The organism is Nisaea sp. (assembly GCF_040217065.1).
Classification (GTDB): Bacteria; Pseudomonadota; Alphaproteobacteria; order Thalassobaculales; family Thalassobaculaceae; genus Nisaea.
On the sequence record NZ_JAVJNX010000005.1, the window covers coordinates 548,928 to 570,856 of the forward strand.

A 21,929-nucleotide genomic window follows, 5' to 3' on the forward strand; every position below is an offset into this window, starting at 1 on the left:
AAGCATCGCAGTTCCTTCGTGCCAGGGGCGTTAGTGGCAGGGGAAGGCCATGCTGTGACGGGTGTCATGCGCTGCATTATGCAGGGCTGTGGCATTGGCAAAGCCGGTCAGATAGACGATGCCGAGGCCGGCCAGAAGCGCAAAGACGGCGATCATCTTTGCCGATTGGCTGGCGCTGAGGGATGTGGATTGCTGAACTGCAGAAGTCATGTGTTCCTCCGATCAAAAACGATCCGGACAGCACCCATCGGGCCGGTTTCCGGGTTTGTTCAGAGGCGAGAGAACCATGCGGCGGCCTGGGCCGACGAAATGGCAAGACGCTCACCCCGACGTTGTCGTTGATGCCGCCGCACGGGCGCCGGCATCGGTGTCGGCAGGTCTCCTGGCTCGCGGGTCATTGCTTCATCCTGCCTTCCCAGTCCGCTCATGCGGGGCCAGTGGCACAGTCCGGATGTCGCTCGTCGCTCACAGTTGCGGGGGCAGCCACGGATTCGGTCCCTGATGGGTACGCCTCGCCGTGTTCCCTTTTAATCCGTCGCCATGTTTACAGCGGCGGAACCAACAGTCTCAAACTATCCTTCCCAGTCAGATCGGACAAGCATGATGCACAGCTTGATGTGAAATTCGCTTCCTCAGGAGACGCGGCAGCCATATTCAAGCGCCCCGTCGAGCAACGCCTCAAACAGGTGTACGGCATAGGAGCGGTGCACATAGATGTCGAACACGGGCTCCGCACTGCGGCAATCGATCAGGCATGCCGCATGGAACAGCCCGGTCATCCGGCTTGTATCGGTCAGGAACGCTGACGGATGCATATCGATGGAACAGCCTTTCGCCAACAGCGTCCGGGCATCCCGTCCGGACAGCCGAAGTACCGTGCGTGCATGGCCGAGATCGGTGACGGCAACAGTGTCCGGCAGCGTGCCACGAAGATGCGCGGCAAGGTCGCGATGTTCCGGCTCCACGACAAGCCATCTGCCGGTCCCGGTTGCGAGGATACGTGGCCGTCCTGTTCCGGCGCTCTGGTTCGGAGTGAGGGACGGCGCAGTGCCGGTGGCCGCTTCCAGTGCTTCGGACAGCGCCGGGATCGCATCGGCTCGGGCTTCGAGTTGCACCACGGAGAACGGGGTGCGTTCGGTCAGGTGAATACCGGGACCGTCGAACCGATTGGCGCCATGGTCACCCGGTTGCAGGCTTCCGGCGAGGGCCGAGCGGCGGGCGAGAATCACAGTGTCAGCCATGGAGGCGTGCTCCTTCCACGTCATAGACATTTGGTCTGGTCACTTTCACCTGGACTGCTTCGCCCTTCAGCGGGAACACGGCCCAGACCGTGTCGCCGATCCGGTTGGGGCCGTCTTTCAGCAAGCCGAGCGAAATTGGGTGTCCGACATTCGGGCTGATCGGGGCGGTGGAGGAAACATGGCCGAGCTTCGGCACCGGTGGCGGCGTTTTCGGGTCCTCCACCAGGATCGATCCGGCGCGGATCCTGGTCTTGCCGTCGACGGGTGTCAGGCCGACCAGCGTCGGGCGGCCCGGATCGTTCATGCATTCACGGGTTGCAAGGGCATCGCCGATAAAGCGCTTCTTCGAGCTCATCATCTGGCCGAAGCCAAGATCGGCTGCGGAGACGCGTCCGTCGATCTCGGCCACGGTCACATGGCCTTTCTCGATGCGCAGGATATTCAGCGCTTCAAGACCGTAGGGCACAAGGCCGTGGGACTCGCCAACGGCAAGGCAGCGTTCCCACGCGGCTTCGCCATACCCGGCGGGCACCGCGATCTCGTAGGCCAGCTCGCCGGAGAAGCTGATGCGGAAGATCCGGGCGGGCATCGCGCCAAGCTTCGATTCGCGCACGCCCATGAAGGGGAAGCCGTCGTTGGAGAGATCCAATTGCGGGAACAGGTCCTGCAGGATGGCGCGGCTGTTCGGGCCGGCGATGGCCATGGCGGCCCATTCGTCGGAGACGGAGGCGACCTTCACGTCGAGGTCGGGCCAGTGAACCTGCAGATGCAGCTCCAGATGTTCCATCACCGGCCCGGCCTCGGCCGTGGTCGTGGTCATGTAATAGTGGTTCTCGCCAATGCGCGAGGTGGTGCCGTCATCAAGGGCGACACCGTCCTCGCGCAGCATGACGCCGTAGCGCGCCTTGCCGACAGCCAGGGTTTTCCAGCCGTTGATATAGACCCGGTTCAGCAGTTCGGCCGCGTCCGGCCCCTGGATATCGATCTTGCCGAGGGTGGAGACGTCCGAGATCCCGGCGGCATTGCGCACCGCCAGAGTTTCCAGTTCGATGGCCTTGAACATCGCCTCGCGGGACTTGGGCTCCTCTTTGCCGAGATAATATTGCGGCCGCATCCAGAGCCCGGCTTCCACCATCTGTGCGCCGTGCGCGAGATGCCAGTCGTGCATCGGCGTGCGCCGGACCGGGTTCTGGTGACGGCCGATCTCCCGCCCGGCAAAGGCGCCGATTGCGACCGGGGTGTAAGGCGGGCGGAACGTCGTGGTGCCGACTTCGGACACGTCGAGACCGCGCGCCTCGGCCAGCACACCGTGGCCGTTGATGTTCGAGGTCTTGCCCTGGTCCGTGCCCATGCCGAGCGTGGTGTAGCGCTTCAGATGCTCGACCGAGACATAGCCCTCGCTCTGGGCCAGCTTGACGTCATCCGCCGTGACATCGTCCTGCAGATCGACGAAGCGGCGGCCCTTGCGGCCAGGCAATGCCGGAACCTGCCAGAGGATCTTGAGCGGGCCGGTTGCCGGCTCGTCGGTAGACGGGATATCCGCCACGGCTCCGGTAGTGAAACCAAGCGCCTCGGCAGTCTCCTGACCTGCCGCATACCCGTCGGCAAGGCAGTCCCCGAGGCTGAACCGGCCCCGCGCGGCGCCGATGGAGTGGTCGTTCATGCGGGATGTACCCGGCACGAAGGCGGCGATGGCCGGATCGTAGACCGGCTTGCCGCTCTGGTGGCTGTAGAGATGAACGTTCGGACTCCAGCCGCCGCCGGTCGCCAGAAGGTCGCACGGAATGTAGCGGGTCTCCGGGGTGGTGCCGGATTGCAGTGTGCCGAGATCGGCGATATCGACACCGGCAAGGCCGAGATAGCCATGGGTGCGGACCACGACGGCCCCGCTGACGACATCAATGCCCTGGGCGATGACATCTTCCTTCAGCGGGCCTTGTCCGCCGGTGCGCGGATCGATCACGCCGCGCACTTCGATGCCCGCTTCCGCAAGGTCGAGAGCGGTGCGGTATCCGTCATCGTTGTTGGCAAATACCACGGCGTGCTTACCGGGCCGCACGGCGAAACGGTTGGCATATGTGCGGGCGGCTCCGGCCAGCATCACGCCGGGGCGGTCATTACCGTCGAATACCAGTGGCCGCTCGGTTGACCCGGTGGCCAGCAACACCTTTCTGGCGTGAATCAGCCAGCGGCGCTGGCGCACCTGGAAGGGTGCGGGGACGGGCAGATGGTCGGAGATCCGCTCCAGCGCGGCGATCGTGTCGCCGTCGTAATAGCCGAAGGCCGTCGCGCGCCGGAGGAGGGTGACGTTCTCCATCTCCTCAAGCTCGGCAAGGGTTTGCGCGGCCCAGTCCATGGCGGGCTTGCCGTCGATGGTCTCGCGCTCGCTGCGCAACCGGCCTCCCGGCTTGTCGTTCTCGTCGATCAGGAAGACACGGGCGCCGCTCTGCCCTGCCGTCAGTGCTGCGGCGAGTCCGGCGGGGCCGGCACCGACCACGACGATGTCCGCATGGCCATGCATCTTGTCGTAGATGTCCGGATCGCTGACATGCTTGGCCTCGCCCATGCCGGCGGCCTTGCGGATGAAGTGCTCGTAGAAATGCCAGCCCGGCAGTCCCATGAAGGTCTTGTAGTAGAACCCGGCAACCAGAAAACGCGCTGCCAGATCGTTCACGCCCATGACGTCGAGGGCGAGCGACGGCCAGCGGTTCTGGCTTTTGGCTTCCAGCCCGGCGAACAGCTCGATCTGGGTGGCCCTTGTGTTCGGCTCCTGCCGTCCGCCGGAGCGCAAGTTCACCAGCGCGTTGGGCTCTTCCGGTCCGGCCGAATAGATGCCGCGCGGGCGGTGGTATTTGAAGCTGCGGCCGACCAGATTGACGCCGTTGGCGAGCAGGGCCGAGGCCAGCGTGTCGCCTTCATAGCCGGTATAGGTCTTGCCGTCGAAGCTGAAGGAAAGAGGCCGGGTACGTTCGATCTCGCCGCCTTCGGAGTTCCGGAAGGGCTGCTGTTCCTTGCCGCGAATCATGGCTTGGTCTCCGTCTCCGGCAGGGGAATATCGTCCGCCGGCCGTCCGGCCCCGAGGATCTCGTGCGTCAGGATATTTCGCAGCACCTTCACCACTTCCCGACAGCCAAGGCTGTGGTGCCAGAGCTCCAGATGCGGGCCGCGCGGGTTGTCGCGGACATAGACATAATCGACCCAGGCCGGGTCGTTCTTCTCGGCGCCATCCGGACGTTTCTTGGTGGCGTCGCCGATATAGCTGAATTCCTCGTGGGCGCGTTTGCCGCAATAGGGGCAGTCGATATAAAGCATGTCCGGCGCCTCCTAATGGTGCCCCGGCACGGGGCCGGTCGCTTCTTCGTCGAGAATATGACCGCGCTCGAAACGGTCGAGCCTGAGGCCGGCATTCAGCGGATGCGGCGCGTCCTCGGCGATGGTGTGGGCGAACACCCAGCCGGAGCCCGGCGTGGCCTTGAATCCGCCATAGCACCAGCCGCAATTCAAATAGAGATTGTCGATCGGCGACTTGCCGATGATCGGGCTGCCATCCATCGACATGTCCATGATACCGCCCCAGTGCCGCAACAGCCGGAGCCGGGAGAGCGACGGCACCATGGCGATGCCGCCGCGCATGACATGGTCGATGGTCTCCATGTTGCCGCGCTGGGCGTAGGAATTGTACATGTCGAGATCGCCGCCGAAGACCAGGCCGCCCTTGTCGGACTGGCTGAGATAGAAGTGCCCGGCGCCATAGGTCACCACATGGTCGATCAGCGGTTTCAGCGGCTCGGAGACGAAGGCCTGCAGCACGTGGCTCTCGATGGGCAGTTTCATGCCGAGCTTGGACGCGAGATAGCCGGTGTTTCCGGCAACGGCGAAGCCGATCTTGCCGCAGCCGATGGTGCCGCGCGATGTCTCGACGGCCTCGATCCGGTTGCCGGTGCGCTTGAAGCCGGTGACCTCGCAATTCTGGATGATATCGACGCCGAGCCGGTCGGCCCCGCGGGCGAGGCCCCAGGCAACGGCGTCATGCCGTGCCGTCCCGCCACGCGGCTGCAGCAAGCCGCCATAGATCGGAAAGCGCGCCTCGTCGGAGTAGTTGAGATACGGGATCATGCGCTTGACCTCATTCCGGTCCAGCAGCTCCGCGTCGATGCCGTTCAGCCGCATGGAATTGCCGCGCCGGGCGAAGCGGTCCATCTGCCCGTCGGAATGGGCGAGGTTGAGCACGCCGCGCTGGCTGAACATGACGTTGAAATTCAGCTCGTGGCTCAGCTTCTCCCACAGCTTCAGCGATTTCTCATAGAACAGCGCATTGTCGTCGAGCATGTAGTTGGAGCGGACAATGGTGGTGTTGCGCCCGGTATTGCCGCCGCCGAGCCAGCCTTTCTCCAGCACGGCGACGTTGCGGATGCCGTGAACTTTCGCAAGGTAGAACGCGGTTGCCAGCCCGTGCCCGCCACCGCCAACGATAACCACATCGTAGCTTGGCTTCGGCTCCGGATCGCGCCAGGCGCGCTGCCAGTTCTTGTGCCCGGTGAGGGCGTTCTGGATCAGACTGAAGACGGAATACTCGGCCATGAGCGGATTGCCTGCCGGATCGTTAGGAAATGACCGGTTATGCCTAGCACCGGCCAGGGCAAAACGAAAAGTCAGATTGCGACCTGCTGTCGCGCATTTGCGCCATATAGGCGCAGCGCTACATGCGTTCGACGCGTTCGGCCAGCTGCGCGGTGATGCCGGCCGAGATCCGGCCGGCCTCGCTTGCCATGGCTTCGATGAAAACCACCAGTGGTTGGCCGAGTCGGTCTATCAGGGAGTCCCGGTCGGCTGAAACATCCTGATCTTCCAGTGCCTGCCGGAGCAGTGCCTTGAACTCCCGGTTCACGTATTCGACCCGGATTTCACTGCTGGCGAGCCAGCGGGCAGCGGTGTGCCGGACGGATTGCAGGCTGTCGTCGGTGCGGATGAAATTCTTCACCTGGCGGCCGCTCGGGTCCGGGCCCAGACGGGAAATCATTTCAATGCTGATCCAGGCAAACCACCAGCGCCAAGGATCGGCCCGCATTTCCCCGTCATCATAGACGGTCTGCAGAAAGTGCAGGGTTGAGACCGGCGCATCCGGATTCAGGCGGACAATTTGCGGCGGCAGAGCCGTCAGTGCAAAAGCCTGCAGGCGCTTGTCCGGGGCCTTTGAGGTCTTGCGTTCGGCACGGGGACGAATGCCGAGCTCCCGCATGCGGGATTCCGTATCGGCAACGTCGAACCAGTGTCGCAGTGCGAGTGCGACTCCGCGTATCTGATCTGCTTCCCATTGCGCCCGATCCATGCAGATTATTTTACCCCGATCCCGGTCGCTGTCGGCATTAATTCGCAAACTACTTAGGGTTAATGTACTTTCGGTCCGACAGCGCGCCGATGTCAGCGTCGCGACGTGTTGCCCGTCTTGCTTTGAGGCATTCTGACAGGTATCCTTCGCCAAGGACGTCGGACGCAATCTTCAAGGCTACAAGCGCATGGAAACGCCAAGCTCTTCGCTTGCAAGCAGCATAACAGCCTGGATCCATCACATTTTTCGCGAACGCGAGGTAATTCTGAGATCCGATTCACGGATCCGGTATTTCTCGCTCAGTTCACGTCTGCAGATCTTCATTGCCCTTGTCTGGGTCCTGGCGGCCGGCTGGGTGGGCTTCGCGTCCGTCGGCGTCTACATGCAGGACGATCTGCTGCGGGGCAAAGACGTCGCGATCCAGCGCAGTCAGGACTCCTACCGACAACTGCTGGACCAGGTATCCGATTACCAGCTTTCCGTGGTCGCCATCACCCGGGACCTGAAGGAGACACAGGGCCAGCTGCAGCGCCTCTTTGACCAGAATGAAGGCCTGCGCAGCAATCTCACCTCGGCCGAGTCGCGGTTGCGTTACACCCAGGTGGAGCGTGATCGCATCAATGCAGGGCGCAAGGCGCTGAACGACCAGTTCAGCCTTCTCGGCCGCGAATTGCGCCGCATGACGGGGAAGAATAACGGCCTCGAGACTCACATCAGCAATCTGCGGACTCATCTCGAAACGCTCGAAGCCGAGAAGAACGAGATTGCCGCGGAGCGTGAAAAGCTTGATGGCCGGCTCTGGCGCCTGAACAACGAGCTTGCCGAGTCGGTGGCGCAGCGGGACCAGCTCGCCGAGACCATCTCCCATATCCGCTCCGACCTTAGGACCGTGATGCTTGAGCGGAGTTCCGTGACTTCCGAGAACGACTCGCTGCGGTCCCGGATTTCCTCGCTCGAGGCACGGCTTTCCGACGTTGATGACGAACACAGGCAGAGGCTTGAGGCGATCTCGGACCGGGCCCTCAGCAACATCCATGCTGTTGAGGCGGTGCTGCGGCGGACGGGACTCGATCTCGAACGCATCGCGCCGATGCCGGAAGGCATGATCATGGGGCAGGGCGGTCCGTTCATTCCCTACCATCCGGAACTCCAGTCGGAGCGTTCGGATGCCGACACGCCGGAGACGCAACTTGAGCTGCGGCTTTCCCGCTGGGAGCAGCTTCGGGATGTCTATCTGTCGGTGCCGTTGATCGCGCCGATGAAGGATTTTTACTTCACCAGCGGCTTCGGCCGCCGGAAAGACCCGATCAACAAACGCTGGGCCCTGCATGCCGGTATGGACATGTCCGGCCCACGCAAACAGGAAGTCATGGCGGCGGCCCCGGGGAAAGTCATCCGGGCGCATCGCGAAGCTTTCTATGGCCGTATCGTCGAAATCGACCACGGAAATAATATCACGACCCGATACGCTCATCTGAGTAGTATCGCAGTGAAGGCGGGCCAGCAGGTTGGCCTTGGCGAAGTTGTCGGTCGCATGGGCAATTCGGGCCGGAGCACGGCCCCGCATCTGCATTATGAGGTCCGCTTCAAGAATAAACCGATGAATCCGCGTAACTTTCTCAAGGCGGGACGATATGTTTTCAAAAAAGAATAGCCGAGGTCCGCAGCAGGTGCCGCAGAAGCAGGCTGCACCTTCTATTCTGAGCGCCGACCTTGTCGTGAATGGCAACCTCGTGAGCGAGGGTGACATGCAGGTCGACGGTACGGTCGAAGGCGACATCACGAGCAAGAAGCTGACGATCAGTGCGACGGCTGTCGTCCGCGGGTCGATCGAGGCCGAGGCCATTGTGATTGCCGGCGCGGTAACCGGCCAGGTCAAAGCCCGCCATGTGACGCTGAACAAGACCGCGCGCGTGATCGCCGACGTTGTCCAGGAACGCCTGACGATCGAGCCGGGTGCGTTTTTTGAAGGTAACTGCCGGCATTTCCCGGATCAGAAACCGACCGAAAAAAGAGCGATCGAGCGGATCGGAGCGAAACCCGAACTGGCATCTCCGGCCGCTGTCAGCGGTCTCAAGCCGTCGGCATCGCCGGAAACGAAGGACAAAGAGTCCCACGCACTGGCATGAGATCCGGGGCGTGAGAGCAGGGGCGGCGCTGTCGTCGCCCCTTTCCCGATTGTTCGGCTAGTTTTTAGCGGGCCAGCGCCCGGGCAAACATTTCCGAGTCGCAATTACCGCCTGAACAGACCACCGCGACGGTCTTGCCCTTCATGTCGAGCTTGCCGCTGAGGGCCGCGGCAAGCGCCACCGCCCCGCCGGGTTCCACAACGATCTTCAGATAACGGAATGCCGCCGCCATGGCGTCGAGTGCTTCGTCGTCGCTGACCGCAAGGCCGCCGGCCAGCAACTGCTTGCACAGGCCGAAAGTGATGTCTCCCGGTGTCGGCGTTACGATGGCGTCGCAGATGGACCGGGCGGCGGGATCGTTGCTCTCATGCTTGCCGCTTCTGAGCGACCGCGCCATGTCGTCGAAATTCTCCGGTTCGGCCGAATAGACCGCAACGCCTGGCGCGGCCGTGCGGATCGCGAGCGCCGTGCCGGAGACGAGACCGCCACCGCCGCAGCAGACAATAACAGCATCCAGCGTGGCGCCGGCTTCAGCCGCCTGCTCCGCGATCTCCAGTCCGATGGTGCCCTGACCGGCAATCACGCCCGGATCGTCATAGGGGCGGACCAGGGTCGCGCCGGTCTCGGCAGCGATCCGCTGCCCGATCTCCTCGCGACTTTCATTGTAACGGTCATAGAGAATGACTTCCGCACCGTAGTCCTTGGTGTTCTGGATTTTCATGGCCGGCGCGTCTTCCGGCATGATGATGCTGGCCTTGATGCCGAGCCTGCTCGCCGCATGGGCGACACCCTGCGCGTGGTTACCGGAGGAATAGGCCAGCACGCCGCGGGCGCGGTCGGCCTCGGGAATCAGGGATAGCCGGTTGAAGGCGCCGCGATATTTGAAGGAGCCGGTGCGCTGCAGGCACTCGGGCTTGACCAGCAGGCGGCCGCCGAGTTGCGCGTTCAGCAAGGGGGCTTCCAGCAGGGGCGTCCGCACCGCTTCGCCTTTCAGGCGCGCGGCGGCAGCTTCAATATCGGCAAAAACGGGGGCTGCGAGGTGCGGTGAAGCAAGCTCGTTCATCAGGTTACTCTCCTGTCTCGGGGACTGGCCCGCGGCGCGTTATTCCGGTGCAGGCCGGTTTGCCCTGACGATAGAAGTGCACAGCCGCAGGTGCAACGTTGTGATTGTCACCGTTTCAATCAGCCGAACAGGGGCGGCAATTCATCCAGTGTCCGGAGCTCAGCATCCGGTTGACCAGGCAGGCGTTCCGGTGCCTGGGAGAAGCGGTTCACCCAGGCAACCTTGAAACCGAAGGCGGACGCGGCTGTCGCATCCCAGGCGTTTGAACTCTGGAACGCGATTTCACCGGCATGCACGCCCAGCCGGTCGGCGGCGAGCTGGTAGACGGACGGGTGCGGTTTGAAAATACCGACTTCCTCGACTGAGAGCACGGCGTCCATCAGGGCACCGACCCCGGATTTTTCGCACACCCTTTCCAGCATTTCCGGTGAACCGTTCGACAATATGGCGGTCTTCATGCCGCGCTCCCGCAGGGTCGTCAGAACCGGCAATACTTCCGGATAGGCGTCCAGGGTCAGGTAGCTGCCCATCAGCGCATCGCGCAGACCCGCCGGTCCCTGATTGCCAAGCACGGACTCCAAGGCGAAATCGAGCGCGTCACCGGTCACCTGCCAGAAATCGACATGGCGGTTCTGTAGCGCCCGGAGCCAGGAATATTGCAGCTGTCGTGTCCGCCAGATTTCCGATGTCTTGTCGGCTTGACTGTCTGGATCGGGAAACAGCCCGCGGCATTGTGCAACCGCGGAATGCACATCAAACAGGGTGCCATAGGCATCGAATACACAGGCTTTGATGCCTTCGAATGACGGGTTTCCCGACATTGAGCGTTACTCCCTCGTGGGTAAAGACGCCTGATGGGCATCCAGCAGGACACCGCAAGCCGTAACGCACCACACATCGCGCGGGGAGACCTTATCCCAGGAAATCACGGGACTGTGACGTCCGAGGCGGGCCCGATACACCACAAGTCCCTCGAGCACGCGCTGGACATAATTCCGGGTTTCCCCGAACGGAATCCGTTCGATCCAGTCGATGACGTCGACCGTTTCGCCACGCGGATCGCCGCGCTCCCGCAGCCACCGGTTAACGTTGCCAGGTCCGGCATTATAGGCGGCGATCGCCAGCACATAATTGCCGTCGAACCGGTCGATCAGGCCGGCGAGATAGGTACTGCCGAGCCGGATGTTGAAATACGGATCGGCCGTCAGCCGGTTTTGCGAGTAGCGCTGCTTCACGCTCCTGGAGACTTGCCTTGCGGTCGCCGGCATCAATTGCATCAGGCCGCGCGCGCCGGCCCGGCTCTGCGCTTTCACATCGAAGCTGCTTTCCTGCCGGATGATGGAGAGCATCAGGGCCGGCTCCAGCGGCCCGTGTTCTGTGGCGTAGCGGACCGGATAGCCGGTTTCGGCCAGGACGATTCCCTTGCGTGCGGCATTGCGAGCCGCCTGCACCGCGATATCGAGATAGCCAAGCTCGCGTGCAAGCTGGGCCACGAGGACGGATTGCGCTCCGTCGTCGGAAAGACGAATGATATGGCTGACGAAGTCACGTGCCAGCTCGTCCTCGCCAATCCGCCCAAGCGCGATCGCTGCCTGCGTCAGGTCTGTCTGGCGGAAGGTCGTGCGCTCATCCGGTGTCGGTTGAGGCTCGCCAGGAAGCCGGAAATTTCCATCGTCGAGGCGCGCCTGGGCAAGCTGGCCGTAGAATGTGGCGGGATTTTCCGCAGCACGGCCATACCAGAGACGCGCCTGCTTCTTCTGTTCAAGCGTTTCTGCCGCCCTGCCTGCCCAATAGGCGGCGCGTGCCAGGCTGATGGAGGTGCTGACGCCGTTATAGAGCTTCTCGAAGGCGTCCAGTGCCTCGGCCGGCTTGGCCGCGAAACGGAGGGCGATCCAGCCCGCATGCCACTCGGCCTCGGCGAAGCTCAGGCCGCGGTTCTGAATGTGGGCCGCGGAGAGCAGATAGGCGTCCTCCTTGCGGTTCTCGTCCAGGGCATAGCGTATCTGACGTGCGCGCTCCTGCCACCAGAGGGCCGGAAACTGCTGTTCGACGGGGACGGACCAGAGCAACTCCAGGGCGTCTTCCTTGCGGCCCTTGCGGTGGCGCCACAGAAGCCGTTCATATTGCAGTCCCGGATCGGCCTGCAGGCTGTCGGATACCCGGTTGATCGCCCCGTCGACACCGGGGGATTGGGTGCGCAGATGGATCCGGGCGAGGGCCAGGTTTCTCTGGTCCTTTCCCACCAGCGGCAACACCCGGCGGGCAGATGAAATGAAACCGCGCCACAGCATGCGGTCCAGGCGAATCCAGTGATCCTCGGCGCTGAGCAGGGATCTGTAGCGTTTCAGGAAGGCGCGATGGTCAGACAACCCGAAGGGGGTTTCATGCCAATAGGCGCGCGCCGTTTCGGTCAGGCTCGTGCGGTCCGTGTCACTTTCCAGTGCGCGCAGATATTTCAGGCGTCCGGCGGACGTCCGGGGCGTGATGTCCGCGAACCAGATTTTCTGCGCTGAAACGGGCAGGTCATCCGGCATCAGCTGTTCGGCGCGGGCGATCATGTTCCAGCGGTCGGGCCAGCTCGGGTTCTCTTTCAGGAATTCCGCAATTTCCGCGAACCCGGAACCGCTGGCCGGATCGCGGAGGCGGAGCCAGCGCAGGACCTTTTCAAGTGCGGGCCGTGCCGGATTGCGGGGTATCTCCGCGACCGCGTCCCATTTTCCCTGAGCGGCCAGCGTGAATACACGCCGATAGGCTGCCGAACTGTTCTTCGGAACCAGAATATCCCGGGGTCGGATGCGTGGTATCGGCGGGACGGGCGCCGGTTGACCGGTCACATCCGGTCGGATCTCGGGAATGGGCGCGGCAGCCTGGCTCGGGGTGCCCGCAGCGGCACAGATGCCGACAAGCACCATGCCTGCGGCTGCGAGAACGGCGCATGGCATTGATCCGTGGCGGAAAAACATTCGCAGTGTCTACTCCCCGGGCGACGTGCGTTGCACGCGCCTTGGCTCATCGGGTTGCCCCGTCGCGAAGCCTGCGTGCCGGTCGATATAGTAGCAGCAAATAGGCGCAACGCTAAGTCGCAGCTCGCTATGAGCCTGATGGAGCTCTATCGAATCAGCAAGACCGGCGTCATTGGCCATGCACGTGACGCAAATTCTTGTTCCCCTGCGAAGGTAGGCGTATGGTCCCCGTCTTTTGAAGCAACAGCCAAAATGGCAGGAGACGAGACGTGGCCTACAATGCTGGAAATCCAATGTTCAAGGGATCCTTGGTAGCATTGATCACGCCGTTCAAAAACGGCGCGGTCGACGAGGCCGCGTTCCGAAAACTTGTCGACTGGCAGATTGCCCAAGGCACGGACGGTGTGATCCCGACGGGAACCACGGGCGAGTCCCCGACTCTCAGCCATGCCGAGCACAAGCAGGTTGTCGAAATCTGTATTGATCAGGTGGCTGGCCGGATCCCGGTGATTGCCGGTACAGGCTCGAACTCGACCGAGGAAGCCATCGAGCTGACCCTGCACGCGAAGGAAGCCGGCGCCGATGCGGCGCTGATCGTCACGCCCTACTACAACAAGCCGACCCAGGAAGGCCTTTACCGGCATTTCAAGGCAATCGCCGACGCGGTTGATTTGCCGATCGTGATCTACAACATCCCGGGGCGCAGCATCGTCGACATGAGTGTCGAGACCATGAAGCGGCTCGCCGAACTGCCGAACATCGTCGGCGTGAAGGATGCTACGGCCAATGGCACGCGTCCGATGGAAACCCGGCTTGCAATCGGACCGGACTTCTCCCAGCTGACGGGCGAGGACGGGACTGTTGTGCCGTTTCTCTCCCAGGGCGGCCACGGCTGCATCTCGGTGACGGCAAATGTCGCGCCGGGACCGCTGTCGGAACTGCACCGGGCGTGGGGGAAGGGCGATCTCGATACGGTCATGACCATCAACGACCGGCTGTCCCCGTTGCATCAGGCCTTGTTCTGCGAAAGCAGCCCGGGTCCGGTCAAATATGCGGCGAGCCTGCTCGGGATCTGCGAGCCGACCGCGCGTCTGCCGATTTGCGAGATTGCGGACAGCAGCAAACAAAAAGTGGAATCCGCCCTGCGGCATGCAGGTCTGCTGAACTGATCGGCGGGCCGGGCCTGCCCGGCGGTTGAAGGAAATCTCCCATGGCGGGCAAGAATCAGGGCGACGGATTGATCGCCCAGAACCGTCGTGCACGGCACGACTATTTCATTGAAGACACGGTCGAAGCCGGCATCATTCTTGTCGGCTCCGAAGTGAAGAGTCTGCGCGACGGCAAGGCCAGCATAGGAGAGTCCTATGCTGGCCAGGACCGCGGCGAGTTGACGCTTTTCAATGCGCATATCCCGGAATACCCGGCAGCCGCACCGTTCAACCACGAACCGCGCCGGCCGCGCCGTCTGCTTGTGCATCGCAAGGAACGGGACCGTTTGCTCGGCCTGATACAGCGGGAAGGGGCAACGCTCGTCCCGTTGCGGCTCTATTTCAATGATCGCGGCATCGCCAAGGTGGCGATCGGGATTGCCCGGGGCAAGAAGAAGATGGACAAGCGCGAGACCGAGAAGAAACGGGACTGGCAGCGCGACAAGGCGCGCCTGATGCGCGAGAAGAGCTGAGCCATCAGCCGGCGTCCAGCAATCCCCGGATTGTCCCGAAGACATCCTCGAACATCTTTTCCGTCAGCTTGCCGGTGTTCGTGTTGTAGCGCGAGCAATGGTAGGAATTCACCAGGGCGAAACCTGCGCCCGGGTCGTGCACGACATTATGGCCGAACTTGAAGCGGCTCTTCGGAATGCCGAGCCCAGACAGCACCGCCCCGTGCGCGAGACCGCCGAGCGCGAGGACGACGCGCCGGGGGCCGGCGAGTTCCAACTGCAGAAACGGCGCGCAGGCCCTGACTTCGGCCCCGACGGGTTTGTTTTCCGGCGGCACGCAGCGCACGGCATTGGTGATCCGGCAATCGGCGAGTTTCAGATTGTCGGTGCCTTCGCTGTCATACGTGCCCTCGGAAAAACCGAACCGTTCCAGCGTCTGATAGAGCAGGTCCCCCGCATAATCGCCGGTAAAGGGCCGTGCCGTGCGGTTCGCGCCGCGCAGGCCCGGCGCCAATCCGACGATCAGCAAAGACGCGTCCTTCGGTCCAAAAGAGACCACGGGTCCGTTGTGCCAGTCCGGAAACTTCTCCCGGTTGCCGTGGCGGAACTCCACGAGCCGTGGGCAGAGCGGGCAATCCCGGCCCGGCTCCGCCAAGTTTGACATCTGAGCAGTCATCCGGCTGATCCGGCGCGGCTCAGTAACTCGGGCGGCGCGGCGTCACTTCCGCTTCGTCGAGATCGTCCTCGTAGTCATCGTCGTCGAGATCGTCCTCGGCACCGTTTGCGTATTCATCCTGCTGCGGGCGCACCGGGCGAGGACCCTGATGGGCGCGTGCGATCTTTTCCTGGAAATCCTTCAGCTCGAGGAAATGGTCGGCCTGACGGCGGAGTTCATCCGCGATCATCGGCGGCTGGGACTTCACTGTAGAGACAACAGTGACCCGCACGCCGCGGCGCTGCACGGCCTCGACCAGCCGGCGGAAATCGCCGTCGCCGGAGAACAGCACGACATGGTCGAGATGCTCCGCCATTTCGAGCACATCGATGGCGAGCTCGATATCCATGTTGCCCTTGATTTTCCGGCGCCCGGACGCATCGGTAAATTCCTTGGTCGGCTTCGTGACCATGGTGTAGCCGTTGTAGTCGAGCCAGTCGACGAGAGGACGGATCGGCGAATATTCCTGATCCTCGATCAGCGCTGTGTAGTAGAACGCGCGGACAAGTCGACATTCATCAGCAAAAACGGTCAGCAGTTTTCTGTAATCGATGTCAAAACCCAGGCCGCGTGCGGCCGAATACAGGTTGGCGCCATCAATGAATAGTCCGGTTTTTTCTTGTGGATAGAAATGCATCAAATAAATCCCTTGTTTTTTCTATATCCCGGCGCGGTCAATAGACCAACGGCGCGGCGATTGTGCAAGTAATGTACGGTTGTGGATTTGAATCTTTGATTGTCGGATAATTGTAGGTTTTTTTCAAATCTAGTCAGGTACATTGAAAGTGCAAAACGATATTAATCCAAGGGTCGTTAAAGCATCAATGGAATGGTGTCCATGATTTATTTGGGGGTTGGGGCCAATTTGCCCAGTCCGCGTTTTTCGACGCCGCGGGAGACTCTGGAAGCGGCCATGACGGACCTTGACCGGCGGGGGATCGTGCCGGTTTCCGTGTCCCGCTGGTACGAGAGCGCGCCGGTCCCGGCTTCGGACCAGCCCTGGTATGTCAATGCAGTCTGTCGGGTCTCGACCGGGCAGGATGCCGCGACATTGCTGGCAAACCTGCATGCCGTGGAGGCCGATTACGGCCGGGTCCGCGGGGCGGTCAACGCCGCGCGCATCATCGATCTCGACCTTCTCGATTTCCGCGGGGAGATCCGCGACGGTGCCGCGGGGCCGGTCCTGCCGCACCCGCGCATGCACGAGCGCGCCTTCGTGCTTTTCCCTCTGCGCGATGTCGCGCCGGACTGGCGGCATCCGGCCAGCGGCGCCGCGATCGACAGTCTGATTGCGTCACTTGACCCGGATCAGACTGTCCGGTTGCTCGGTTCTGCCGGACAAGGGTGCGTTTCCTGACCTATTTGACTTGCTCCCGGAAGGGCAAGCCCATATATATTCTTCTTTCCGGTATCTTTTGGAACGGGACGCACACCCATGGCACGGGTCACGGTTGAAGACTGTATTTTGGAAATTCCGAACCGGTTCGATCTTGTTATGATCGCCGGTCAGCGCGCGCGGGACATCTCCGCTGGCGGACAGCTGACCATCGATCGTGACAATGACAAGAACCCGGTGGTCTCTCTGCGTGAAATCGCGGAAAAGACCGTTGATCTCGGCAGCCTCCAGGAAGCGCTTGTCCGCGGCCTGCAGAGGGTTGTCGAAGATGACGGTCCGGAAGAGGACGACATGAGCGCGCTCGCGGCCGATGGCGGCGTCGCTATCGAGGAAGCTGCCGACGCGTTGGGCATGCAGATCCAATCCGCAAAGGAAGAAGGCGCTGGCGCCGGTTTCGAGGACATTGATGAAGAGGTCCTCGGTCGCGAGGGGTGAGCCGAAAAGGCTTCCCGCTTTCCAGCACGGACGGTCCGGACCCGGACCTTTCTTCCTGAGTGACGACGCTTTGACCGCGGCCGTGCTTTTCGTGCGGGGGCAGTCATGATCCGGCAATATGAGCTGGTCGAACGGATCAAGAATTACGATCCCGGCATGGACGAGGATGCGCTGAACCGCGCCTATGTCTATGCCATGAAGATGCACGGCTCCCAGAAGCGGGCATCGGGCGACCCCTACTTTTCCCATCCCCTCGAAGTCGCCGGCATCCTGACCGACATGCGGCTCGATAACAGCACGATCATCACCGCGCTGCTGCACGACACCATCGAGGATACGGACGCGACGCCGGAGGACATCAAGCGCCTTTTCGGCGAGGATATTCTGCGTTTGGTCGACGGTGTCACCAAGCTGACCCGGATCGAACTGCAGTCCGACCGGACCAAGCAGGCAGAGAATTTCCGCAAACTGGTCCTGGCCATGAGCGAGGACATCCGGGTCCTGCTGGTGAAGCTGGCGGACCGGGTCCACAACATGCGGACCCTGCATTTCATCGAGTCCCCGGACAAGCGCCGGCGGATTGCCGCCGAGACCATGGATATCTATGCGCCGCTGGCCGAGCGCATCGGTATCCAGGCGATGCGGGACGAGCTGGAAGACCTGGCCTTTGCCGAGCTTAATCCGGATGCCCGGACTTCGATCCTGACCCGCCTCGATTTTCTCTATGCCGAGGGCAGCGACACTGTTGAACGGGTCATGGACGAGTTGCGTGAGACCGCGGCAACCGGCGGTACCGAGCCGGAGATTTCAGGACGCCGGAAATCGCCCTATTCGGTCTGGCTGAAGATGCAGCGCAAGGATGTCGGATTCGAGCAGCTCTCCGACATCATGGCCTTCCGTCTCGTGGTCAGGAATGTTGGCGAATGTTACCAGCTGCTTGGGGCACTGCACGGCAAGTATCCGGTGATCCCGGGCCGCTTCAAGGATTACATCAGCACTCCGAAGCCGAACGGTTATCAGTCGCTTCATACCGGTATCATCGGCCCGCTGAAAAAGCGTATCGAGATCCAGATCCGGACCCAGGAGATGCACGAAGTCGCCGAGCTCGGCGTGGCCGCGCACTGGGTCTACAAGGAAGGGCCGGAGCATTCCCGCGAGGGCCGGAAATACCGCTGGATACGCGAGCTTCTGGAAATTCTGGAACATGCGTCCGGGCCGGAGGAGTTCCTCGAGCATACCAAACTCGAGATGTACCAGGATCAGGTCTTCTGCTTTACCCCGAAAGGCGATCTGATCTCGCTGCCACGCGGGGCCACGCCGGTCGACTTCGCATATGCAGTGCATTCCGAGGTTGGTGACCGCTGCGTCGGCGCGCGGATCAATGACCGGCTGATGCCGCTGACCACGGCGCTGAAGAATGGCGATCAGGTCGCGGTTTCGACATCGAAGACGTCGACGCCGTCGCCGACATGGGAACAGTTTGTCGTTACCGGCAAGGCGAAGGCACGGATCCGGCGCTTCGTGCGTCTGCAGCGGCGCCAGCAATTCGCCGATCTTGGCCGCGCCATCATGCAGAAAGTCTTTCGTCAGGAAGCCCAGAAATACTCCGAAAAGGTGTTGGAGGGCGTTGTCGGCAAATTCCATGTGGAAACTGTCGAGGATCTTCTGGCCGGTGTTGGCGAGGGTGTGCTGAGCGACCGGGAAGTGCTGCATGCGGCCGTTCCGGAAACTCTGCCGGCGCCGGACAAGCAGAATGTCGTGCCGATCACCCGGGCCCGGACAAAGGCCCGGAAGGGCAGCGTGGATGCGGTCCCGCTGAAAGGCCTGATCCCTGGCATGGCGGTGCATTACGCGCGCTGCTGCCATCCGCTTCCCGGTGAGCGCATCGTCGGAATCGTGACCACGGGCAAGGGGGTCACGATTCACACCATCGACTGTGATACGCTGGAAAACTTCCATGCCACACCAGAGCGCTGGCTGGACGTTTCCTGGGATCTGGACAGCGAGTCCGGCATGCATGTCGGTCGGCTGGACATCGTCCTCTCGAACGAGCCGGGCAGTCTCGGCAGTCTTTCGACCGTGATCGGCAAGAGCCGGGGCAACATCATCAATCTTAAGATCGTCAACCGCTCGACGGACTTCTTCGAACTCTATATCGATGTCGAGGTCGGTGACGTCCGGCACCTGACGGAAATAATCGCCGCGTTGCGCGCGACACCGGTAATAAATTCGGTGGATCGGGCTCGTGGCTGAACCACATAAATGAAAAGAGCCGATATCCCGGTGGCACGGGATTACAAACGGCACAATGAGCGTGAGCAGAGGAAAGGTTCGGCGTACATGTTTAAACGCCGGCAGGCAGTCGGTACTGCCTCCAGAATACGGGATTTTATCTGGCCGAGGATGGGCTTCGGCCGGTTGTGGCGCTATACGGGCCACCGGCTTGCGCGCATGCCGGGGACGCCCTACAGCATTGCCGCGGGGTTCGCCTGTGGTGCCGCGGCCTCGTTCACGCCGCTGATCGGTCTGCATTTCATTCTGGCGGGAGTCGTCGCCTGGAGCATCCGGGCCAATATCTTGGCCTCTGCGATCGGCACCGTTATCGGCAACCCTTGGACCTTCCCCTTTATCTGGCTTTGGATTTTCAAGGTCGGGAGCTGGATCGTCGGTACTCCCGAAGGCGCGGAGCCTCCGAAATTGACCTGGGACTTTTTCCTTGGGATCATTTCCGGAGAATCGATAGGGCAAAGCGTCGACCTGCTGATCACCATGTTTGTCGGCAGCGTGCCGACTGTGATCGCCATCTGGTTTCTCACCTATCTGCCGTTGCTAGGGTTGATCGGGGGGTATCGGAGACGGCGGACGGAACGCCGGATCGATGCGGTGGCCAGGAAGATGGCTGCCGGCGAGAGCATGCCTGTCGATGGCAGGGTTTCTGAGCAGGGAGCGGGGAGCCAATGAGTTACTTGCGGCTTGGCGTCAATATCGATCACGTGGCGACGATCCGGAATGCACGCGGCGGCATCCACCCGGACCCGGTACGCGCTGCCCGTCTCGCGGCAGAGGCCGGTGCGGACGGTATTACGGCGCATCTGCGGGAGGATCGGCGGCATATTTCCGATGCCGATATCGAGCGCCTGACGCGCGAGATCGATCTGCCGCTGAATTTCGAGATGGCGGCAACGGACGAGATGCTGGACATCGCCCTGCGGCATCGCCCGCACGCCGCCTGTATTGTTCCCGAGAAACGTGAGGAAGTGACGACCGAAGGCGGCCTGGATGCGGCCGGTCTGCACAATCAGCTGAGCCATTACTGTGATGCCCTCAAGGATGCGGGTATCCGGGTCTCGCTTTTCATCGAAGCGGACAAGCGGCAGATCGATGCGGCTGTGGCGCTCGGTGCGCCGGTCGTCGAGCTGCATACCGGCGCCTATTGCGACGCGGAAACCGAGATGGATCGGACGATGCAGCTGGAACGTCTTCGGGATGCCGCCCGCTATGGTGCCGGGCGCGGTCTGGAGATGCATGCGGGCCACGGACTCTCCTTCGATACGGTGGCTCCGGTTGCCGCGATGCCCGAGTTTCACGAACTCAATATCGGGCATTTTCTCATCGGTGAGGCAATCTTCAGCGGCCTCGACAGCGCCATCCGGCGCATGCGGTCGCTGATGGACAATGCCAGGGCCGGCGCAACCGGCCGGATCGGGGCCTAAGGTCCCGACATGATCCTCGGCATTGGTAGCGATCTTGTGGACATCACCCGGATCGAACGGTCGATAGACCGTTTTGGGGACAGGTTTCTCGCCCGCATCTTTACTGACCGGGAGCGCGCCCGGGCCGATACGAAAGTCAATCGTGCGGCGGTCTATGCGAAGCGGTTCGCGGCCAAGGAAGCGATCTGGAAAGCGCTTGGCGAGCAAGACCGGCCGGGCATCCAGTGGCGTGAACTCGAGGTCGTCAATGATGCGTCCGGCAAACCGTCTTTCGAACTCAGCGGTATCGCCGCCGCCCGCTTGCTCCAGATCACACCCGATGGTCTGGTTGCACGCGTCGACCTGTCGCTGACGGACGAGCCGCCCATGGCGCAGGCTTTCGTCGTGATTTCCGCAGAAGTGCCGGGATTGAGAGAGACGCAGGGAAGATAGGTGTCCAGCTTGCCGTAGCCTTGGGAATCCGGCATACATGGCGCCTTGCCGCCCGCATTCGCGGACAGCTGACGATGGTACGCCGTCGTCCGGACCTGTTCTGAGAAATCGCCACCGCGCCCCGGGAGTATCATGCGGGAATTCATTAAGACGCTTGTCTACGCAATCCTGATTGCAGTTGGCTTCCGAACCATCGCTTACGAGCCGTTCAATATACCGTCGGGATCAATGTTCCCGACATTACTGGTTGGCGATTATCTGTTTGTTTCCAAGCCGTCCTACGGCTTCAGCCGGCATTCCCTGCCATTTTCTCCACCGTTGTTTCAGGGCCGTATCCTGTTCACACCCCCGGAGCGCGGTGACGTCGCCGTCTTCAAGAAGCCGACCGATGAGGCGACCGACTACATCAAGCGTGTGATCGGCATGCCGGGTGACCGGGTGCAGATGAAACAGGGCCGGCTTCATATCAATGGCGAGATGATCGAGCGTCGGCGCATCGAAGATTACGTGATGACGGACCACTATGGCCGGGCGGCATCCATTCCGCAATTCATCGAGACCCTGCCGAATGGAGTCGAGCACCGGATCCTGGAAGCGATGGGCAACCGGGCTCAGCTCGACAACACGGAAGAATTCCTGATCCCTGAAGATAATTATTTCATGATGGGCGACAATCGGGACAACTCGCTTGATAGCCGGGACAGTTCGGTTGGATTTGTTCCGGTTGATAATTTTGTCGGACGTGCGGAAATCCTGTTCTTTTCGACAGACGGAAGCGCCCGGTGGTACGAGGTCTGGAACTGGCCGTTTGCGACGAGATTCAGCAGATTGTTCAAAGTCATTGAGTAATCCC

At 61.9% G+C, this 21,929-nt stretch carries 22 protein-coding genes and 1 riboswitch; of the genes, 11 read left to right on the forward strand and 11 right to left on the reverse strand.

Features of this window, described 5'->3' with window-relative positions:
* Positions 1 to 30: 30 nt before the first annotated feature.
* The 6 genes from RH950_RS07265 to RH950_RS07290 form a co-directional block, all read right to left on the reverse strand.
* Positions 31 to 210: a CbtB domain-containing protein gene (locus RH950_RS07265; protein WP_350055179.1), complete on the reverse strand. Its 180-nt coding sequence runs from the start codon at positions 208 to 210 to the stop codon at positions 31 to 33.
* A 145-nt stretch (positions 211 to 355) separates the two neighbouring features.
* Positions 356 to 578, reverse strand: a riboswitch (cobalamin riboswitch).
* A gap of 54 nt (positions 579 to 632) precedes the next feature.
* Positions 633 to 1,241, reverse strand: a complete 609-nt coding sequence (locus RH950_RS07270) for a sarcosine oxidase subunit gamma (protein ID WP_350055181.1) — start codon at positions 1,239 to 1,241, stop codon at positions 633 to 635.
* Entirely contained in the window at positions 1,234 to 4,266 is a 3,033-nt protein-coding gene (locus tag RH950_RS07275; protein ID WP_350055183.1) for a sarcosine oxidase subunit alpha family protein, read from the reverse strand. The genes RH950_RS07270 and RH950_RS07275 overlap by 8 nt, the downstream gene beginning before the upstream one ends.
* Positions 4,263 to 4,553: a sarcosine oxidase subunit delta gene (locus tag RH950_RS07280; protein ID WP_350055185.1), complete on the reverse strand. Its 291-nt coding sequence runs from the start codon at positions 4,551 to 4,553 to the stop codon at positions 4,263 to 4,265. Before RH950_RS07280 ends, RH950_RS07275 begins: the two co-directional genes overlap by 4 nt.
* A 12-nt stretch (positions 4,554 to 4,565) precedes the next feature.
* The gene (locus RH950_RS07285) at positions 4,566 to 5,822 is read right to left on the reverse strand and encodes a sarcosine oxidase subunit beta family protein (protein ID WP_350055187.1); all 1,257 of its coding nucleotides are present in this window, start codon (positions 5,820 to 5,822) and stop codon (positions 4,566 to 4,568) included.
* 118 nt (positions 5,823 to 5,940) lie between these two features.
* The gene (locus RH950_RS07290) at positions 5,941 to 6,570 is read right to left on the reverse strand and encodes a hypothetical protein (RefSeq protein ID WP_350055189.1); all 630 of its coding nucleotides are present in this window, start codon (positions 6,568 to 6,570) and stop codon (positions 5,941 to 5,943) included.
* Between the two features lie 187 nt (positions 6,571 to 6,757).
* Between RH950_RS07290 and RH950_RS07295 the strand changes: the two genes are divergently transcribed.
* Together RH950_RS07295 and RH950_RS07300 are read left to right on the forward strand one after the other, a co-directional pair.
* Positions 6,758 to 8,224: a peptidoglycan DD-metalloendopeptidase family protein gene (locus RH950_RS07295; RefSeq protein WP_350055191.1), complete on the forward strand. Its 1,467-nt coding sequence runs from the start codon at positions 6,758 to 6,760 to the stop codon at positions 8,222 to 8,224.
* Positions 8,205 to 8,699 carry a bactofilin family protein gene (locus tag RH950_RS07300; RefSeq protein ID WP_350055193.1) on the forward strand — a complete coding sequence of 165 codons (495 nt, stop codon included), beginning with the start codon at positions 8,205 to 8,207 and terminating at the stop codon, positions 8,697 to 8,699. Before RH950_RS07295 ends, RH950_RS07300 begins: the two co-directional genes overlap by 20 nt.
* 64 nt (positions 8,700 to 8,763) lie before the next feature.
* Here RH950_RS07300 and RH950_RS07305 read toward each other — a convergent pair whose 3' ends face one another.
* From RH950_RS07305 to RH950_RS07315, 3 genes are all read right to left on the reverse strand, one after another.
* A complete protein-coding gene (locus RH950_RS07305; RefSeq protein WP_350055195.1) occupies positions 8,764 to 9,762 on the reverse strand; it encodes a threonine ammonia-lyase in 999 nt (332 codons plus the stop codon).
* A 119-nt stretch (positions 9,763 to 9,881) separates the two neighbouring features.
* Complete coding sequence (locus RH950_RS07310; protein ID WP_350055197.1) at positions 9,882 to 10,583, reverse strand: haloacid dehalogenase type II; 702 nt, start codon at positions 10,581 to 10,583, stop codon at positions 9,882 to 9,884.
* Positions 10,584 to 10,589: 6 nt separating this feature from the next.
* Positions 10,590 to 12,674, reverse strand: a complete 2,085-nt coding sequence (locus RH950_RS07315; RefSeq protein WP_350055199.1) for a lytic transglycosylase domain-containing protein — start codon at positions 12,672 to 12,674, stop codon at positions 10,590 to 10,592.
* A gap of 344 nt (positions 12,675 to 13,018) precedes the next feature.
* Here RH950_RS07315 and dapA point away from each other — a divergent pair, with 344 nt between their 5' ends.
* Together dapA and smpB are read left to right on the forward strand one after the other, a co-directional pair.
* Positions 13,019 to 13,894, forward strand: coding sequence for a 4-hydroxy-tetrahydrodipicolinate synthase (gene dapA / locus RH950_RS07320; protein WP_350055201.1), 876 nt, complete (start codon positions 13,019 to 13,021; stop codon positions 13,892 to 13,894).
* A 41-nt stretch (positions 13,895 to 13,935) separates the two neighbouring features.
* Complete coding sequence (gene smpB, locus RH950_RS07325; RefSeq protein WP_350055203.1) at positions 13,936 to 14,406, forward strand: SsrA-binding protein SmpB; 471 nt, start codon at positions 13,936 to 13,938, stop codon at positions 14,404 to 14,406.
* A gap of 4 nt (positions 14,407 to 14,410) precedes the next feature.
* Here smpB and RH950_RS07330 read toward each other — a convergent pair whose 3' ends face one another.
* On the reverse strand, positions 14,411 to 15,049 hold the full coding sequence (locus RH950_RS07330) for a uracil-DNA glycosylase (RefSeq protein WP_350055205.1): 639 nt from the start codon (positions 15,047 to 15,049) through the stop codon (positions 14,411 to 14,413).
* 31 nt (positions 15,050 to 15,080) lie between these two features.
* Positions 15,081 to 15,737, reverse strand: coding sequence for a LabA-like NYN domain-containing protein (locus RH950_RS07335; protein ID WP_350055207.1), 657 nt, complete (start codon positions 15,735 to 15,737; stop codon positions 15,081 to 15,083).
* Between the two features lie 201 nt (positions 15,738 to 15,938).
* On the opposite strand from RH950_RS07335, the gene folK reads away from it, so the two are divergent.
* From folK to lepB, 7 genes are all read left to right on the forward strand, one after another.
* A complete protein-coding gene (folK, locus tag RH950_RS07340; protein ID WP_350055209.1) occupies positions 15,939 to 16,457 on the forward strand; it encodes a 2-amino-4-hydroxy-6-hydroxymethyldihydropteridine diphosphokinase in 519 nt (172 codons plus the stop codon).
* Between the two features lie 78 nt (positions 16,458 to 16,535).
* Positions 16,536 to 16,931 (forward strand): DNA-directed RNA polymerase subunit omega, encoded by a 396-nt coding sequence (rpoZ, locus tag RH950_RS07345; RefSeq protein WP_350055211.1) that lies wholly within the window; start codon positions 16,536 to 16,538, stop codon positions 16,929 to 16,931.
* A 105-nt stretch (positions 16,932 to 17,036) separates the two neighbouring features.
* The gene (locus tag RH950_RS07350; protein ID WP_350055213.1) at positions 17,037 to 19,184 is read left to right on the forward strand and encodes a RelA/SpoT family protein; all 2,148 of its coding nucleotides are present in this window, start codon (positions 17,037 to 17,039) and stop codon (positions 19,182 to 19,184) included.
* Positions 19,185 to 19,193: 9 nt separating this feature from the next.
* The gene (locus tag RH950_RS07355; protein WP_350055215.1) at positions 19,194 to 19,892 is read left to right on the forward strand and encodes a DUF2062 domain-containing protein; all 699 of its coding nucleotides are present in this window, start codon (positions 19,194 to 19,196) and stop codon (positions 19,890 to 19,892) included.
* Entirely contained in the window at positions 19,889 to 20,644 is a 756-nt protein-coding gene (locus tag RH950_RS07360) for a pyridoxine 5'-phosphate synthase (protein ID WP_350055217.1), read from the forward strand. The genes RH950_RS07355 and RH950_RS07360 overlap by 4 nt, the downstream gene beginning before the upstream one ends.
* Positions 20,645 to 20,653: 9 nt before the next feature.
* On the forward strand, positions 20,654 to 21,076 hold the full coding sequence (acpS, locus tag RH950_RS07365) for a holo-ACP synthase (RefSeq protein ID WP_350055219.1): 423 nt from the start codon (positions 20,654 to 20,656) through the stop codon (positions 21,074 to 21,076).
* Positions 21,077 to 21,208: 132 nt separating this feature from the next.
* The gene (gene lepB / locus RH950_RS07370; RefSeq protein WP_350055221.1) at positions 21,209 to 21,925 is read left to right on the forward strand and encodes a signal peptidase I; all 717 of its coding nucleotides are present in this window, start codon (positions 21,209 to 21,211) and stop codon (positions 21,923 to 21,925) included.
* Positions 21,926 to 21,929 lie beyond the last annotated feature (4 nt).

Bases quoted from the DNA above. Each gene is read 5' to 3' on its own strand.
- RH950_RS07265 (WP_350055179.1), bottom strand. From the start codon at position 210: ATGACTTCTGCAGTTCAGCAATCCACATCCCTCAGCGCCAGCCAATCG.
- RH950_RS07270 (WP_350055181.1), bottom strand. From the start codon at position 1,241: ATGGCTGACACTGTGATTCTCGCCCGCCGCTCGGCCCTCGCCGGAAGC.
- RH950_RS07275 (WP_350055183.1), bottom strand. From the start codon at position 4,266: ATGATTCGCGGCAAGGAACAGCAGCCCTTCCGGAACTCCGAAGGCGGC.
- RH950_RS07280 (WP_350055185.1), bottom strand. From the start codon at position 4,553: ATGCTTTATATCGACTGCCCCTATTGCGGCAAACGCGCCCACGAGGAA.
- RH950_RS07285 (WP_350055187.1), bottom strand. From the start codon at position 5,822: ATGGCCGAGTATTCCGTCTTCAGTCTGATCCAGAACGCCCTCACCGGG.
- RH950_RS07290 (WP_350055189.1), bottom strand. From the start codon at position 6,570: ATGGATCGGGCGCAATGGGAAGCAGATCAGATACGCGGAGTCGCACTC.
- RH950_RS07295 (WP_350055191.1), top strand. From the start codon at position 6,758: ATGGAAACGCCAAGCTCTTCGCTTGCAAGCAGCATAACAGCCTGGATC.
- RH950_RS07300 (WP_350055193.1), top strand. From the start codon at position 8,205: ATGTTTTCAAAAAAGAATAGCCGAGGTCCGCAGCAGGTGCCGCAGAAG.
- RH950_RS07305 (WP_350055195.1), bottom strand. From the start codon at position 9,762: ATGAACGAGCTTGCTTCACCGCACCTCGCAGCCCCCGTTTTTGCCGAT.
- RH950_RS07310 (WP_350055197.1), bottom strand. From the start codon at position 10,583: ATGTCGGGAAACCCGTCATTCGAAGGCATCAAAGCCTGTGTATTCGAT.
- RH950_RS07315 (WP_350055199.1), bottom strand. From the start codon at position 12,674: ATGGTGCTTGTCGGCATCTGTGCCGCTGCGGGCACCCCGAGCCAGGCT.
- dapA (WP_350055201.1), top strand. From the start codon at position 13,019: ATGTTCAAGGGATCCTTGGTAGCATTGATCACGCCGTTCAAAAACGGC.
- smpB (WP_350055203.1), top strand. From the start codon at position 13,936: ATGGCGGGCAAGAATCAGGGCGACGGATTGATCGCCCAGAACCGTCGT.
- RH950_RS07330 (WP_350055205.1), bottom strand. From the start codon at position 15,049: ATGTCAAACTTGGCGGAGCCGGGCCGGGATTGCCCGCTCTGCCCACGG.
- RH950_RS07335 (WP_350055207.1), bottom strand. From the start codon at position 15,737: ATGCATTTCTATCCACAAGAAAAAACCGGACTATTCATTGATGGCGCC.
- folK (WP_350055209.1), top strand. From the start codon at position 15,939: ATGATTTATTTGGGGGTTGGGGCCAATTTGCCCAGTCCGCGTTTTTCG.
- rpoZ (WP_350055211.1), top strand. From the start codon at position 16,536: ATGGCACGGGTCACGGTTGAAGACTGTATTTTGGAAATTCCGAACCGG.
- RH950_RS07350 (WP_350055213.1), top strand. From the start codon at position 17,037: ATGATCCGGCAATATGAGCTGGTCGAACGGATCAAGAATTACGATCCC.
- RH950_RS07355 (WP_350055215.1), top strand. From the start codon at position 19,194: ATGAAAAGAGCCGATATCCCGGTGGCACGGGATTACAAACGGCACAAT.
- RH950_RS07360 (WP_350055217.1), top strand. From the start codon at position 19,889: ATGAGTTACTTGCGGCTTGGCGTCAATATCGATCACGTGGCGACGATC.
- acpS (WP_350055219.1), top strand. From the start codon at position 20,654: ATGATCCTCGGCATTGGTAGCGATCTTGTGGACATCACCCGGATCGAA.
- lepB (WP_350055221.1), top strand. From the start codon at position 21,209: ATGCGGGAATTCATTAAGACGCTTGTCTACGCAATCCTGATTGCAGTT.